General features: G+C 54.4%; 14 protein-coding genes and 1 riboswitch. Of the genes, 6 read left to right on the forward strand and 8 right to left on the reverse strand.

Annotated elements, in window-relative coordinates:
* Positions 1-522: 522 nt before the first annotated feature.
* From sanA to metG, 6 genes are all read right to left on the reverse strand, one after another.
* Positions 523-1242 carry an outer membrane permeability protein SanA gene (gene sanA / locus F3J38_RS17225; RefSeq protein WP_167140411.1) on the reverse strand — a complete coding sequence of 240 codons (720 nt, stop codon included), beginning with the start codon at positions 1240-1242 and terminating at the stop codon, positions 523-525.
* A gap of 136 nt (positions 1243-1378) precedes the next feature.
* Complete coding sequence (locus F3J38_RS17230) at positions 1379-3076, reverse strand: NAD-dependent malic enzyme (RefSeq protein WP_167140413.1); 1698 nt, start codon at positions 3074-3076, stop codon at positions 1379-1381.
* Positions 3077-3235: 159 nt separating this feature from the next.
* Positions 3236-4132 (reverse strand): cytidine deaminase, encoded by an 897-nt coding sequence (gene cdd, locus F3J38_RS17235; protein ID WP_167140415.1) that lies wholly within the window; start codon positions 4130-4132, stop codon positions 3236-3238.
* A 125-nt stretch (positions 4133-4257) separates the two neighbouring features.
* Entirely contained in the window at positions 4258-4950 is a 693-nt protein-coding gene (locus tag F3J38_RS17240) for a CidB/LrgB family autolysis modulator (protein ID WP_167140417.1), read from the reverse strand.
* Positions 4943-5317 (reverse strand): CidA/LrgA family protein, encoded by a 375-nt coding sequence (locus tag F3J38_RS17245; protein ID WP_167140419.1) that lies wholly within the window; start codon positions 5315-5317, stop codon positions 4943-4945. The genes F3J38_RS17240 and F3J38_RS17245 overlap by 8 nt, the downstream gene beginning before the upstream one ends.
* Before the next feature lie 57 nt (positions 5318-5374).
* A complete protein-coding gene (metG, locus tag F3J38_RS17250) occupies positions 5375-7462 on the reverse strand; it encodes a methionine--tRNA ligase (RefSeq protein WP_369411013.1) in 2088 nt (695 codons plus the stop codon).
* An 88-nt stretch (positions 7463-7550) separates the two neighbouring features.
* Here metG and apbC point away from each other — a divergent pair, with 88 nt between their 5' ends.
* Positions 7551-8663, forward strand: a complete 1113-nt coding sequence (gene apbC / locus F3J38_RS17255) for an iron-sulfur cluster carrier protein ApbC (RefSeq protein ID WP_034824889.1) — start codon at positions 7551-7553, stop codon at positions 8661-8663.
* On the opposite strand, the gene F3J38_RS17260 is transcribed toward apbC, so the two are convergent.
* Positions 8660-9112, reverse strand: coding sequence for a GNAT family N-acetyltransferase (locus F3J38_RS17260; protein ID WP_167140423.1), 453 nt, complete (start codon positions 9110-9112; stop codon positions 8660-8662). The genes apbC and F3J38_RS17260 overlap by 4 nt on opposite strands.
* Positions 9113-9447: 335 nt before the next feature.
* Between F3J38_RS17260 and ahpC the strand changes: the two genes are divergently transcribed.
* Together ahpC and ahpF are read left to right on the forward strand one after the other, a co-directional pair.
* Positions 9448-10011 carry an alkyl hydroperoxide reductase subunit C gene (gene ahpC, locus F3J38_RS17265; RefSeq protein ID WP_034824884.1) on the forward strand — a complete coding sequence of 188 codons (564 nt, stop codon included), beginning with the start codon at positions 9448-9450 and terminating at the stop codon, positions 10009-10011.
* Positions 10012-10081: 70 nt separating this feature from the next.
* Positions 10082-11650, forward strand: a complete 1569-nt coding sequence (gene ahpF, locus F3J38_RS17270; protein WP_045813599.1) for an alkyl hydroperoxide reductase subunit F — start codon at positions 10082-10084, stop codon at positions 11648-11650.
* A gap of 66 nt (positions 11651-11716) precedes the next feature.
* Here ahpF and F3J38_RS17275 read toward each other — a convergent pair whose 3' ends face one another.
* Entirely contained in the window at positions 11717-11920 is a 204-nt protein-coding gene (locus tag F3J38_RS17275; RefSeq protein WP_167140425.1) for a hypothetical protein, read from the reverse strand.
* A gap of 323 nt (positions 11921-12243) precedes the next feature.
* A riboswitch (TPP riboswitch) is annotated at positions 12244-12339 on the forward strand.
* Between the two features lie 33 nt (positions 12340-12372).
* On the opposite strand from F3J38_RS17275, the gene thiM reads away from it, so the two are divergent.
* The 3 genes from thiM (at position 12373) to fbaB (ending at position 15159) form a co-directional block, all read left to right on the forward strand.
* Entirely contained in the window at positions 12373-13161 is a 789-nt protein-coding gene (gene thiM / locus F3J38_RS17280) for a hydroxyethylthiazole kinase (protein ID WP_167140427.1), read from the forward strand.
* A complete protein-coding gene (gene thiD, locus F3J38_RS17285) occupies positions 13158-13958 on the forward strand; it encodes a bifunctional hydroxymethylpyrimidine kinase/phosphomethylpyrimidine kinase (RefSeq protein WP_167140429.1) in 801 nt (266 codons plus the stop codon). Before thiM ends, thiD begins: the two co-directional genes overlap by 4 nt.
* A 148-nt stretch (positions 13959-14106) precedes the next feature.
* On the forward strand, positions 14107-15159 hold the full coding sequence (gene fbaB / locus F3J38_RS17290; RefSeq protein WP_045832840.1) for a class I fructose-bisphosphate aldolase: 1053 nt from the start codon (positions 14107-14109) through the stop codon (positions 15157-15159).
* Positions 15160-15190: the final 31 nt, after the last annotated feature.

Below are 15190 nucleotides of genomic sequence, written 5' to 3' on the forward strand. Positions count from 1 at the left end.
CCTGCCGCATCCATGCGGCTGGCTCCTGGCCCAACGTAAAAGCCTCAGCGCTGCGGATAGCCCTTACAGCAGCAGAGGGGCTATGGCCTCAAACGTTGTACCCGTTTTCTGAACAGATGTTCGGATTACGTCTACATCCCGTGTAACAAATGCGAAGCCCTTATCTAACAGCACGCATTGCCGTCCAGCAGCAGGCTGGTACCACTTTGGGGGCTGGCATTTCGCAGCGCTGAACGGAATGAGGAAGCCAGGAGAGCCAGCATGGATGCTGGCGAAAGGCGCAGCCGGGACAGGGAAAGTCCCGTCTGCGCCGGTCCGTCAGGCTGACGAGTGAAGTGAAGGTACCGCGTCAGCGGCGCGAGGACAGCCAGCCCCCAAAGTGGTACCAGACGGCGTTAGCACGCGAACTTGAAAGCAGCACCAGAAGGCGTTATCACGCAAACTTAAAAGCAGCACCAGACGGTTTCACACTTGGACATTTACATCGCGAGAATATGCTTTGTTGAGTGGTGCAATCCAAACTCACTTCTGCAACTTCTCTTCCAAATCCAGCAACTGCTCTGGCGTTACCGCCGGATAACTTTGCGCATCTTCCGGCACTTCGTGCACCGCTGGAATGGGCACCAGCGGACCGAGGAAGCGTGGTTCGCGTTTCATCAAGTACAAATCGGCCAATGCGCCCAATCGGGCACCGACCTCGCGGAAACGCACTGACAGCATGTTTTTCGGTGAGGGCACGGCATAACACTGCGCCTGAATACCCAAATGCTGGGCGATATAGAGCGCACGTTCACAGTGGAAGCGCTGGGTGATGATGATGAAATCATTGGTATCAAACACTTTGCGCGTCCGCACAATCGAATCCAGCGTACGGAAGCCCGCATAATCGAGCACGATATCAGCGGGATCGACACCGGCTTTAATTAAATCACGGCGCATCGTCATGGGTTCGTTATAGCTTTGCAACGCGTTGTCACCGCTCAGCAGCAGATAATTCACTTTGCCACTGTTATAGGCGTTGAGCGCACCTTGAATACGATAGAGGTAATACTGGTTGATCACGCCAGTGCGGTAATACTTGGCAGTGCCTAAGACCACCCCGACCTGACGATGTGGCAGTGAAGTGACATCTTCATAAATAAAGGGGGCCGTTTTCCAGCTGATCCAGCGATCCAGGCCGAGCGCGGTCGCCACCATCAATAAGATGATGAAAAACAGACCTATGAAAACGCGTTTAATCATGCGCGTAGGCACTCGGTTGGCGAAAAAAACGATGGCTAAAGGCTACTTGAGGTGGAAACGTGAAGCAAGTTTACGGCGGTTGGCTGGCGATATTTTAAGCGCAACCGGTCCTGTATGGACCGGTTGCGATGCCCCATTAGATCGAGGTACGACGATAATGACGATACTGCGGCAGCCAGAAGTTATTATTCACGGCTTTAGACAGCACATCTTCAGAGGTCACTACCGCGACACCGGCCAGCTGCGCTGCTTTACCCACTTCCATGGCGATCAGCTTGGACACACCCTGGATATGTTTCAGCTCAGGTAACACCGGACCTTCACCATCATTGACCAAAGGTGAGCAGTCAGCCAGTGAGCGGCTGGCAGTCATCAACATAGAGTCAGTGATGCGGGTTGCGCCTGCCGCGATAACGCCTAAACCAATACCTGGGAAGATATAGGAGTTGTTGCACTGCGCAATCGGGAAGGTTTTGCCTTTCCAGGTCACCGGTGCAAATGGGCTACCGGTCGCAACCAGTGCTTCACCATCGGTCCAGGCGATGATATCAGCCGGCGTTGCTTCAACGCGTGACGTCGGGTTAGACAGCGGCATGACGATCGGGCGTTTGGTGTGCTTGTGCATTTCACGGATGATCTCTTCGGTGAACAGGCCCGGCTGGCCGGACACGCCGATCAAGATATCGGGCTTGGCATTGCGCACGACATCCAGCAGAGAAATGGAATCGCTGGTCACGTCCCAACCCTTCAGATTTTCGCTCTTCTGCACCAGTTTGCTCTGGAAATCGAGCAGGTTCGGCAGTTTGTCAGTTAACAGCCCAAAGCGATCCACCATCAGCACGCGGGCGCGCGCTTCATCGTCGCTTAAACCTTCCGACTTCATCTGGGCGATGATCTGCTCAGCGATACCGCAACCTGCGGAACCGGCGCCGAGGAACACCACCTTCTGCTCGCACAGGCGGCTGCCTGCGGCACGACTGGCGGCAATCAAGGTACCGACGGTGACGGCTGCGGTGCCTTGGATGTCATCGTTAAAGCAGCACACTTCGTCACGGTAGCGTTCCAGCAGCGGCATGGCGTTCTTCTGAGCGAAGTCTTCAAACTGCAGCAGCACATTCGGCCAGCGACGTTTTACCGCCTGAATGAATTCATCAACGAAGGCTTCGTACTCTTCACCGGTGATACGTGGATGACGCCAGCCCATATACAGCGGGTCATTCAACAGCTGCTGGTTGTTGGTGCCCACATCCAGCACCACTGGCAAGGTATATGCCGGGCTGATGCCACCACAGGCGGTGTAGAGTGACAGCTTACCGATTGGAATGCCCATGCCGCCGATACCGAGGTCGCCAAGGCCAAGAATACGTTCGCCATCGGTCACCACAATCACCTTCACGTTCTGCTTGGTGGCGTTCTGCAGCATGTCTTCGATGCGGTCACGGTTGTTATAGGAGATGAACACGCCACGTGCACGGCGATAGATCTCAGAGAAGTGCTCACAGGCGGCACCCACTGTTGGGGTGTAGATGATTGGCATCATCTCTTCCAGATGATTGTCGAGCAGTCGGTAGAACAAGGTTTCGTTGGTATCCTGGATGTTGCGCAGATAGACGTGCTTGTCGTTATTATTCTTGAAATCCAGGAACTGGCGCCAGGCGCGTTCAGCCTGTTCTTCGATGGTTTCAACCGCGTCAGGCAGGAGCCCGTTGAGGTTAAATTCGTTACGTTCTTCCAGGGTGAAGGCGCTGCCTTTGTTCAGCAGCGGAAATTCCAGCAGGATCGGACCCGCGTAAGGAATATACAGCGGACGTTTACTTTCGTAGTCGAGTTCCATGCAGTGCTTGCTCCGGTTGCAGTGTTTTCTGACGTTCACCGGGAAAAGGTAACGCCAGACCTGTTTCTTGTGAAAGGGAATCTGGCGACGATCCTATGAGTTTTCCTGCAGATGTACAGTTATTGTTAATACAAGTTCACAAAAGCGGTAAAAGGATCACTAAACTGATGTTTTCGAAACTAAAGTAAGTGAAAAGTCCTCACATCCTAGCGCCGCAAGCGTTGATTGCGTAGCATCCTGCTGACGCAATGTGCTGTTCTCACATTCCACGAGTACGGCTTGTTGCACGGTATTCAGTGCTTCATTGCTCATGTTCATCATAATCAGCGCAGCCTGTAAGGGGGGCAGACTTGGGTTGAAAGCCGCATTTTCAGCATAGCGTCCACTGAAGATTTTCCCACTTTGGCTGCGCAAGGCCACACCACTGAAACTGTGGCTGTAAGGTGCATGGCTTTGATTCGCGGCGTCAATCGCGGCCTGTTGCAACGCTTCCCCCTCTAGTGGGAAACCGTGGTTGATTGGGGTTAAAAGGCGTTCTGTGATGTTGAGATCGGCGGGTCCAAAGGCATCAGGCAGATAATCGCCCAGTGTGCTGACCGCGCGACCTGGCAAACTAATACGGATGGCTGTGCCGCTGTTCAACTCATTCATAAACTGTCGGCAGTGGCCGCAGGGCGTGTAGTTGACGGTAATGGCATCCAACTTCTCCTCACCGTTCAACCAGGCATGGGTAATGGCACTTTGCTCAGCATGCACCGTTTGCTGAAGAGGTGTGTGCTCAAACTCCATATTGGCACCGAAGTACCAGTGGCCACTCACACCGCGAGAGATGGCACCCACGTTAAAGTTAGACACCGTTGCCACTGCGCAACAGGCGGCAATCGGTAACAGCGCCAGGGCTAATGCGTCATCATCCAGACCGGTCTCCTGCTTCAAAAACGCCACGTCTTGCGGGCGTAATACGCCCTTAAAATCAGCCGAATCCAGTAATGGTTGGATTGCCGCCTGCAACGAAGCGGGTAGGGCAGAGAAAGCGGTGGTGAATCGTGGATGCATGATGTGATGACCTCATTAACGCGTTAGCGGCAATGCGCCGCCTAAAGGGTTATATGTGATCCATGTCGCTATGACAATGTAAGCTGATTCAGTTGTTTCAACTTTGCGAGATCTCTCGCAAAGTTTTAGCCAAACCAGTGCATGAGTACCGGGAAGAGGAATGGGGCCAACAGCGAAGTGATAATGCCGCAGATCACCAATGCCAATGAGCTAAATGCACCTTCCTGATAATCAACCTCTGCCGCGCGAGCGGTACCCAAGGCGTGGGATGCGTTGCCAATGGCTAACCCGCGTGAAGATTTACTGCGTACGTTAAACAGGTTGAGCAGCATATGACCAAACACCGCACCGAGTACGCCAGCAATCAACACGCAGATGGCACTGATGGCCGGAATGCCGTGCAGCGAGCCTGACACCGCCATGGCTATCGGGGTAGTGACAGATTTCGGCATGATGGTCGCCGCAATTTCTGGCGTAGCCCCCATCCACAGCGCAATCGCAGTACCCGAAACCATTGCCGTAATACTGCCGATGAAGCAAACGCTGATGATGGTTTTCCAGCGTGCGCGGATCTGATGCATTTGCTCATACAGCGGCAATGCCAGCGCCACCACGGCGGGTTGCAGCAGTTGGTTCAACAGAGTGCTGCCGGCGAAATAGCGGGTATAGGGGATGTGCGTTAATAGCAGGATCGGAATCACAATCGCCATCGCCACCAACAGCGGATTAATGATCGAGACATTGATCTTGGCTGCCAGCTTACGCGCCAGCAGATAGGCTACTACGGTGAGTGGCAGTGACCACCAGGCGTCAGTCATGAGGCTGCTCCTTCGGGCGCTGTAAACGTTCGGCGCTCAGGCCCACAATCAGCAACACCACAAAAGTGCTCACCACGCAGGAAACCACAATCGGCCCAAACTGCGCGCTAAGGATATCGGTGTAACCCATCACCCCGACACTGATCGGCACAAACAGCAGCGCCATATAACGGATCAGTAAATGGCAGCCCGGTTTCACCCAGCTCACTGGCAAGATTTGCAGTGCCAGCAAGGTAAACAGCAGCAGCATGCCGATAATACTGCCCGGAATGGTAAACGGTAGCAGGGCAGCAATACCGTTTCCGGTATAGAGCGCGGCATAAATAATCACAAAGGCACGCAAATAGTGCCAGCAAGCAGTTAGCACGACAGGCTCCACAACAGAGGCTCGATAAAAAAGCCGCCCTGAAGGCGGCTTGTTCAATTACTTAACCTGCATCCCAGGCTGTGCGCCGCTATCAACGGACAACACAAACAGGTCTGAACCGCCAGAACCGGCAGACAGCACCATGCCTTCTGACACGCCGAAGCGCATCTTACGCGGTGCCAGGTTGGCGACGATGATGGTCATTTTGCCGACCAACACAGACGGGTCCGGATAGGCCGCGCGAATGCCAGAGAAGATCTGGCGCTTCTCACCGCCGAGATCCAGTTCCAGACGCAGCAGCTTGTCAGAACCTTCAACCAGTTCCGCTTTCTCGATCAGCGCCACGCGCATATCGACCTTGGCGAAATCGTCGATGGTGATGGTGTCACCAATCGGCGCATCCGCCAGAGGACCGGTTACCGCAGGTTTGTTGGCGGCGGCAGCGTCCTCTTTCGAGGCTTCGATCAATCCTTCAACCTTGGCCATTTCGATACGGCCATACAAGGCTTTGAACGGTGCGACATCGTGATCCAGCAGCGGCTGCGCGATAGCATCCCAGCTTAGTTCCGAGTTAAGGAAAGCTTCGGTGCGTGCGCTCAGTGAAGGCAGCACCGGCTTCAGCCAGGTCATCAGGATGCGGAACAGGTTAATACCCATCGAGCAGATGGCTTGCAGGTCAGCATCACGGCCTTCCTGTTTTGCCACCACCCAAGGTGCCTGCTCATCCACATAGCGGTTGGCAAGGTCAGCCAGCGCCATGATTTCACGGATGGCGCGGTTGTATTCGCGGCTCGCCCAGGCTTCACCAATCTTCTCTGAAGCATCGACAAAGGTCTGATACAGCGCCGGATCGGCCAGTTCGCTCGCCAGTTTGCCGCCAAAGCGTTTAGTGATGAAACCGGCGTTACGTGACGCGAGGTTCACCACCTTGTTGACGATATCGGCATTCACGCGCTGTACGAAATCTTCCAGATTCAGGTCGATATCGTCGATGCGTGAAGAGAGTTTCGCCGCGTAGTAGTAACGCAGGCTGTCGGCATCCAGATGTTGCAGCCAGGTGCTGGCTTTAATGAAGGTGCCGCGAGATTTAGACATCTTCGCGCCGTTCACCGTCACATAACCGTGCACGAACAGGTTGGTCGGCTTGCGGAAGTTGCTGCCTTCCAACATTGCTGGCCAGAACAGGCTGTGGAAGTAAACGATGTCTTTACCGATGAAGTGATACAGCTCGGTAGAAGAATCTTTTTTCCAGAACTCGTCGAAATCGATGTTGCCGCGCTTGTCGCACAGGTTCTTGAAGGAACCCATGTAACCGATTGGCGCATCCAGCCACACGTAGAAGTATTTGCCTGGCGCACCTGGAATTTCGAAGCCGAAGTAAGGCGCATCGCGGGAGATATCCCACTGCTGCAAGCCCGATTCGAACCACTCCTGCATTTTGTTCGCCACCTGCTCCTGCAACGCACCTGAGCGCGTCCAGGTTTGCAACATCGCGCTGAACGATGGCAAATCGAAGAAGAAGTGCTCTGAATCACGCAGTACTGGCGTCGCGCCAGAGACCACGGATTTAGGATCGATCAGCTCGGTTGGGCTGTAGGTCGCGCTGCACACTTCGCAGTTATCGCCGTACTGATCCGGTGACTTACATTTCGGGCAGGTGCCTTTGACAAAACGATCGGGCAGGAACATGCCTTTTTCCGGATCGTACAGCTGTGAAATGGTGCGGTTCTTAATGAAACCGTTCTCTTTCAGACGACCATAAATCAACTCCGACAACTGACGGTTTTCGTCGCCGTGCGTGGAGTGATAGTTGTCGTAGCTGATGTCGAAGCCAGCGAAGTCAGTTTCGTGCTCCTGCTTCATCTCGGCAATCATCTGCTCAGGTGGGATACCGAGCTGTTGTGCTTTCAGCATGATCGGCGTGCCGTGGGCATCGTCTGCGCAGATGAAGTAAACCTGGTTGCCACGCATTCGCTGGTAACGGACCCAAATGTCAGCCTGAATATGTTCAAGCATGTGACCGAGATGGATAGAACCGTTTGCGTACGGCAGTGCGCACGTTACCAGAATTTTTTTAGCGACTTGAGTCATAGTTTGCGTAGCGTTCCGTGAATAAAAATCGGGCTTAGATGTTACCCGAAGCACCCTCTGGCGTAAACACAACTGGACGGCATCTGATATTATTGAAAGCACACCGCCGTTATCTGGCGTTATGAAAACACAAGGAGTTGGGATGACTTCACAATCCCGGGAACATCATTCACCCGAAGCATTGCGCGCTGTGGTTATCGGCGTGCTGAGTGACTTTGAACATCCGACGTTGCATCACAACCTGACAACCTTAAAAGCCCTGCGCCATGTGGCGTTACTCGACGGCAAACTCCACATCGAACTGGTGATGCCGTTTGCGTGGGCCTCAGCATTCGAGGAGCTGAAGGCACAGGTCAGCGCCGAACTGCTGCGACTCACCCACGCGAGCGCCATCGACTGGCGTTTGCGCCACGACATCGCCACGCTCAAGCGCGTAAAGAATCATCCTGGTGCGACAGGTGTGAAGAACATCATCGCAGTGAGTTCCGGTAAAGGCGGCGTGGGCAAATCCAGCACCGCGGTGAACATGGCGCTGGCACTGATCGCTGAAGGCGCGAAAGTCGGCATTCTCGATGCGGATATTTACGGCCCGTCGATCCCCAATATGCTCGGCACCGAAAGCCAGCGTCCCACTTCGCCGGACGGCACGCATATGGCCCCCATCATGGCACACGGACTGGCGACCAACTCGATTGGCTACCTGGTGACCGATGAAAATGCCATGGTGTGGCGCGGCCCGATGGCCAGCAAAGCGCTGATGCAGCTGCTGAACGAGACGATGTGGCCGGATCTCGATTACCTGATTCTCGATATGCCACCGGGCACCGGGGATATCCAGTTGACGCTGGCGCAAAACGTCCCGGTGACGGGCGCGCTGGTGGTCACCACGCCACAGGACATTGCCCTGATTGATGCGCGTAAAGGCATTGTGATGTTCGAAAAGGTCAGTGTGCCGGTGTTGGGCGTGGTGGAGAACATGAGCATTCATATTTGCAGCGAATGCGGCCATCACGAGCCGATTTTTGGCACCGGCGGCGCGCAGAAACTGGCGGCGGATTACCACACGCAACTGCTGGCGCAATTGCCGCTGCACATCAATCTGCGTGAGGATCTGGATGATGGCGAACCGACGGTGATCCGTCGTCCAGACAGCGAGTTTACCGCACTGTATCGCCAGTTAGCAGGACGTGTGGCGGCACAGCTTTATTGGCAGGGCGATGTGATCCCGGCCGATATTGCCTTCCGCGCGGTTTAACGCAACGTTTTTCCGCTGGCGCGCGCCGTCAGCGGAAAATGCATCAACACATATTTTCCTTGCTCGCTCTCACCGGTGGCTTCACGCTGCCAGCCATGTTTCAGGTAAAACGCCTGCGCTAACTCATTCAGCATCAGACATTTCAGCACGCCAGTTGAGGTAAAACGCTGTTGTACGGCTTCCAGCAAGGCGCTGCCAACGCCACGGCCCTGAAAGTCGGGATCGACATACAGGCTGTGCAGGAAGTTGTCGTTAGGAAGGATGCCGGCGAAGCCGGCGCGGTGGTCATCGACGAACGCGACTAACACCGTCTCCCCCAAAATCACGCCATCCAGATCTTCCAATGCCCAATCATCGCCATCCAGCCAGGTCCAGTTGTGACGACGAGCTGCAAGAAACAGTGTGCGAAGAAAAGGGCGGTCGGCTTCCTCAAATAATCGAATTTCCAAGCACGGACTCCATCATAAACAAGGGTAAGTAGCATGGCGGTCGCTTTAAATGGCAACCCTACAACAAAGCAGGATTTTCGTAGGGTGCGCATTAATGCGTACTTTTGCCATTCGTGGCGGTCGTCACAAATGGCGACCCCAGGTAACAGTAGTCGACGGAAAAAGATAAAGCCTGTCAAATCATCAGGTTTTCTGTGTAGAATGCCGCGGCAAGCCGCATGGAATCTGGCATCAGCGCTTTGATAGCTTTTGATTATCTAATTGATAACGTCTGCGTATTAGAAGTTGGCCCGAAAAAACTGTAACTTGCATCACATCTTTTAACGGAGGTCACCATGTCCATCATTAATACCAAAATCAAACCATTCAAAAATGCAGCGTTCAAAAACGGCGAATTCATCGACGTAACCGAGAAAGACGTTGAAGGTAAATGGAGTGTATTCTTCTTCTACCCGGCTGACTTCACCTTCGTTTGCCCAACTGAGCTGGGTGATGTTGCAGACCACCACGAAGAGCTGCAGAAACTGGGCGTAGACATCTACTCTGTTTCTACCGACACGCACTTTACCCACAAAGCCTGGCACGGTTCTTCTGAAACCATCGCAAAAATCAAATATGCGATGATCGGCGACCCAACTGGTGCACTGACCCGTAACTTCGAAATCATGCGCGAAGACGAAGGTCTGGCTGACCGTGGTACCTTCATTGTTGACCCACAGGGCATCATCCAGGCTATCGAAATCACCGCTGAAGGCATTGGCCGTGACGCATCTGACCTGATCCGCAAAATCAAAGCGGCTCAGTATGTTGCTTCTCACCCAGGCGAAGTTTGCCCGGCTAAATGGAAAGAAGGCGAAGCAACTCTGGCTCCATCTCTGGACCTGGTTGGCAAAATCTAAGTTACACCCAGCCATTCGATCTTTCTCAATCGGGTGCTACGGCACCCGATTTTCTTGACAGGAACTCACTATGCTCGATACCAATTTAAAAACACAGCTCAAGGCTTACCTTGAGAAATTAACGAAACCGGTTGAGTTGATTGCCACACTGGATGATGGCGCTAAATCTGCGGAGATCCGTTCTCTGCTGACCGATATCGCGAGCTTGTCAGAAAAAGTCAGCTTCCGTGAAGAGAATGATCGTCCGGTTCGTAAACCCTCTTTCTTGATCACTAACCCAGGCAGCCAGAGCGGTCCACGCTTTGCCGGTTCGCCAATGGGACACGAATTTACTTCACTGGTGCTGGCGCTGCTGCAAACCGGTGGACACCCTTCGAAAGAGTCGCAGAGCCTGCTGGAGCAAGTGGTTGCTCTGGACACCGACCTGCATTTCGAAACCTATTACTCGCTGTCATGCCACAACTGCCCTGACGTGGTTCAGGCGCTGAACCTGATGGCGGTGCTTAACCCACGCATCAGCCACACCGCGATTGATGGCGGCATGTTCCAGAACGAAATCACTGAGCGCAATGTGATGGGCGTTCCTGCGGTATTCCTGAACGGCAAAGAGTTCGGTCAGGGCCGTTTGAGCCTCGCAGAAATCGTCGGCAAAGTGGACACTAACGCAGAGAAGCGTGCGGCGGAAGAGCTGAACAAGCGTGAAGCCTATGAAGTGCTGATCGTCGGCAGCGGCCCAGCGGGCGCAGCGGCAGCGATTTACTCTGCACGTAAAGGTATCCGCACTGGCCTGATGGGCGAGCGTTTTGGTGGCCAGGTGCTCGACACCGTGGACATCGAAAACTACATCTCGGTACAGAAAACTGAAGGCGCGAAGCTGGCTGGTTCTCTGCGTGCTCACGTTGATGATTACGATGTCGATGTGATTGACACTCAAAGCGCTATCAAGCTGATCCCTGCAGCCAAAGAGGGCGGTCTGCACGCGATTGAAACCGCTTCTGGTGCCGTGCTGAAATCACGCAGCATCATCATTGCGACCGGCGCACGCTGGCGCAACATGGGTGTGCCGGGTGAAGAGCAGTATCGCACCAAAGGCGTCACCTATTGCCCACACTGCGATGGCCCGCTGTTCAAAGGCAAGCGCACGGCGGTGATCGGCGGCGGTAACTCCGGCGTTGAAGCGGCAATCGACCTCGCAGGTCTGGTTGAGCACGTGACGCTGCTGGAATTTGCCAGCGAAATGCGTGCCGACAAAGTGCTGCAGGACAAACTGCGCAGCCTGAAAAACGTCGATGTGATTCTGAATGCCCAGACCACCGAAGTGAAAGGCGACGGCAGCAAAGTGACTGGCTTGAGCTATATCGACCGTAACAATCAGACCAGCCATGAGATCGCGCTGAGCGGCATCTTCGTGCAGATTGGTCTGCTGCCAAACACCACCTTCCTCGAAGGCGCGGTGGAACGTAACAAAATGGGCGAGATCATCATCGACGCCAAATGCGAAACCAGCCTGAAAGGCGTGTTCGCGGCGGGTGACTGCACCACGGTACCGTACAAGCAGATCATCATCGCCAGCGGTGAAGGCGCGAAAGCCTCACTCAGCGCGTTCGATTACCTGATCCGCACCCAACCGGCTGAATAAGTTTTATTGCGATAGCCACGCAGCAGCCCCGTAACCTCTGTTACGGGGCTTTTTTTTGCTCAACATTTATCCCAGCCAGCGACAGGCTTGGGCATCGCTGATATCACGGTAGTACACCTTGTGAATTCGTTCGCCACAACGTTTACATTGCGCTTCAACATGGGTGGAAAAATAATGGCGACCACTGGGTGAAATAGCACCTTTACGTGAAATACGAATGTGATGCCAGGAATGTGCGTGCGGAATGAAATTAAATAACGGTAGCTTCATTATTGATTCCGGAATGGGAGGAACAAAGTCTGTCTTCAAGTCCGGAGGGGGATTAGGCCGTTTAATGCGGCGTGAGGCGTTGATACTAATCAATTAGTGGTATTGATTTTATCAATTTCCTTATTTTTACCAAAATAGATTCATTATTTCTCTGGTGTTGAATGTTTATTATTTTAGCGAATTTGATCTGGCTATATTTATTTCCTTTTTCATGATGCACCGACAGGCTTAAATTTTGATATGCCACAATTATTCGTGATGTCCACAGGCTACAATTTACATCCCTTGCCGCAAGCCTTATCCTGTCGTTGGCATGTTCACCATGCCGTGACTCGGGGTGCCCCTGTTAAACAGGGCTGAGATACACCCGCTGACCTGATCTGGATAATGCCAGCGTAGGGAAGTCAGATGCCTGACCGCATTCGCCTTCTTGATCGCCGGTTGGGAGTTTTATGAAACACACGCCTGACCTACTTACCCCCGCGCAACTCGCGCACTCCCTGCAATTGTTGCGTCAGCAAAAGCCGCTGGTGCACTGCATGACCAATGATGTGGTGCAAACCTTTACCGCGAACGTATTGCTGGCGCTGCAAGCCTCTCCCGCGATGGTGATTGATGCCGAAGAAGCCACACAGTTCGCTGGATTTGCCGATGCGTTGCTGATCAACGTCGGGACATTAACGCGCGATCGGCGTGATGCGATGCTGGCTGCGGTACAGGCTGCACAACAAGCCGGCACGCCCTGGACACTCGATCCGGTTGCGGTTGGCGCGCTCTCATTGCGCACCGCGTTCTGCCAGCAACTGCTTGTCCTGCAACCGGCCGCGATTCGCGGTAACGCCTCCGAAATTCTTGCCTTGGCCAATCAGGCCCCAGGCGGACGCGGTGTGGACAGCGTGCATCAGGCCGATGCTGCGCTCAGTGCCGCCCAGCAACTCGCTCAGGATTATCAAACCATTGTGGCTGTCACCGGTGAAGTCGATTACGTCACCGATGGTCGTCACACACTGGCGATTCCAGGCGGTAGCCCGCTGATGACGCGCGTGGTGGGCACCGGGTGTGCGCTTTCTGCGGTCGTGGCGGCATTAAGTAGTTTGCCGGGGGAGCGCTTGCAGCATGTCGCAGCAGCGTGCCGTATTGTGTCGCTGGCGGGTGAAAACGCGGCGCGTAAAGCACAAGGGCCAGGCAGCTTTGTCGCGGCTTTCCTCGATAACCTCTGGACGCTGGAGGTGGCGCAATGAAACGCATTAATGCTCTCACCATTGCGGGTACCGATCCGAGCGGCGGTGCCGGTATTCAAGCCGATCTGAAAGCCTTCTCCGCCTTGGGCGCTTATGGTACGAGCGTGATCACCGCGCTGGTGGCGCAGAACACCTGTGGTGTGCAGTCGGTCTATCGCATCGAACCCGATTTTGTCGGTGCGCAGTTGGATTCAGTGCTGAGCGACGTACGCATTGATGCCGCTAAAATTGGCATGCTGGCGGAAACTGCGGTGGTCGAAGTGGTGGCTGAACGACTGAAACGCGCCAGCCTGCCGTTTGTGGTGTTGGATACGGTGATGATTGCCAAAAGTGGTGATGCGTTACTTTCGCCAGACGCGGTGGCCAGCATTCGTGAACTGCTGCTGCCCCAAGTTTCACTGATCACACCCAATCTGCCCGAAGCTGCTGCGTTGTTAGGACGCGATATGGCGCTGGATGAGAAAACCATGCTGCTGCAAGGTGATGCGCTGCTCGATCTCGGCTGTGAAGCGGTGCTGATGAAGGGTGGACATCTTAGCGATGCAGAAAGCCCGGACTGGCTGATCACCCGCGCGGGCCGTCAGCGCTTCACCGCACCGCGCGTCAATACGCGTCACACTCATGGCACCGGTTGTACGCTGTCAGCTGCGCTGGCGGCACTGCGCCCGCGTCACGATAGCTGGGCTGACACGGTGGCTGAAGCCAAAGCCTGGTTGCAACAGGCGTTGCTGCACGCCGACTCACTGGAAGTAGGGAAAGGCATTGGGCCAGTGCACCATTTCCATCAGTGGTGGTAGGGCGTAACGCCAGATTGCCGCTTTTTTACTGCGTATCCGTCTGAAAAATGGTGTCAGCAATTTGCCAGCCTGGCGCTTTTCGGTCCAGGCTGTTGGGGGCGAATCGGCACGTGCCGATTCCAATCCAGCCATTTATTCAGGAGCCAACATGACGGACATCGTACAGTTATTGGGCAAAGAAGCGGACTCTCTTCTTCAACATCGCTGCATGACCATTCCAGCGGACAGCCTTTATTTACCGGGCGCGGATTTCGTCGATCGCGTGATGATCGACAACAATCGTTCTCCTGCCGTACTGCGCAATATGCAAACCCTCTACAACACCGGCCGCCTCGCGGGCACCGGCTATCTGTCGATTTTGCCGGTCGATCAGGGGGTAGAGCACTCCGCAGGTGCATCGTTTGCCGCTAACCCCGCTTATTTCGACCCGAAGAACATCGTCGAGTTGGCGATTGAAGCGGGCTGTAACTGTGTGGCATCCACCTACGGTGTGCTGGCCTCGGTATCGCGCCGCTATGCGCACCGCATTCCGTTTATGGTGAAGCTCAACCATAACGAGACGCTGAGCTATCCAACCCAATACGATCAGACACTCTATGCCAGCGTTGAGCAGGCCTTCAATTTGGGTGCCATCGCGGTGGGTGCGACCATCTATTTTGGTTCTGAGCAATCACGTCGTCAGATTGAAGAGATCTCGGCCGCCTTTGAGCGCGCGCATGAGTTGGGCATGGTGACGGTACTGTGGGCCTATCTGCGTAATGATGGCTTCAAGAAAGATGGCGTGGATTACCATGCCAGCGCCGACTTAACCGGCCAGGCCAACCATCTGGCGGCGACCATTGGCGCGGATATCGTTAAGCAGAAGATGGCCGAGAACAATGGCGGCTATAAAGCGGTGAAATTCGGTCATACCGATGAGCGCGTGTACAGCAAGCTGACCACTGAGAACCCGATCGATCTGGTGCGTTACCAGCTGGCGAACTGCTATATGGGTCGTGCGGGATTGATTAACTCCGGTGGCGCATCCGCGGGAGATACGGACATTGCCGAATCGGTGCGTACTGCGGTCATCAACAAACGCGCGGGCGGCATGGGGCTGATTCTGGGTCGTAAGGCGTTCAAGAAGTCGCTGAAAGAGGGCGTGCAATTGATCAATGCGGTGCAGGATGTCTACTTGGCGAAAGATGTCACCATTGCTTGATTAAACTTGGCTGACTTGCCATTTCGTGGGC

The sequence above is a fragment of the Candidatus Pantoea formicae genome (genome assembly GCF_011752625.1).
In the GTDB taxonomy this organism is placed as follows: domain Bacteria; phylum Pseudomonadota; class Gammaproteobacteria; order Enterobacterales; family Enterobacteriaceae; genus Pantoea; species Pantoea formicae.

Coding starts and splice junctions, on each gene's coding strand:
- sanA (WP_167140411.1), bottom strand. CDS start 1,242: ATGATTAAACGCGTTTTCATAGGTCTGTTTTTCATCATCTTATTGATG.
- F3J38_RS17230 (WP_167140413.1), bottom strand. CDS start 3,076: ATGGAACTCGACTACGAAAGTAAACGTCCGCTGTATATTCCTTACGCG.
- cdd (WP_167140415.1), bottom strand. CDS start 4,132: ATGCATCCACGATTCACCACCGCTTTCTCTGCCCTACCCGCTTCGTTG.
- F3J38_RS17240 (WP_167140417.1), bottom strand. CDS start 4,950: ATGACTGACGCCTGGTGGTCACTGCCACTCACCGTAGTAGCCTATCTG.
- apbC (WP_034824889.1), top strand. CDS start 7,551: ATGACTTCACAATCCCGGGAACATCATTCACCCGAAGCATTGCGCGCT.
- ahpC (WP_034824884.1), top strand. CDS start 9,448: ATGTCCATCATTAATACCAAAATCAAACCATTCAAAAATGCAGCGTTC.
- ahpF (WP_045813599.1), top strand. CDS start 10,082: ATGCTCGATACCAATTTAAAAACACAGCTCAAGGCTTACCTTGAGAAA.
- F3J38_RS17275 (WP_167140425.1), bottom strand. CDS start 11,920: ATGAAGCTACCGTTATTTAATTTCATTCCGCACGCACATTCCTGGCAT.
- thiM (WP_167140427.1), top strand. CDS start 12,373: ATGAAACACACGCCTGACCTACTTACCCCCGCGCAACTCGCGCACTCC.
- thiD (WP_167140429.1), top strand. CDS start 13,158: ATGAAACGCATTAATGCTCTCACCATTGCGGGTACCGATCCGAGCGGC.
- fbaB (WP_045832840.1), top strand. CDS start 14,107: ATGACGGACATCGTACAGTTATTGGGCAAAGAAGCGGACTCTCTTCTT.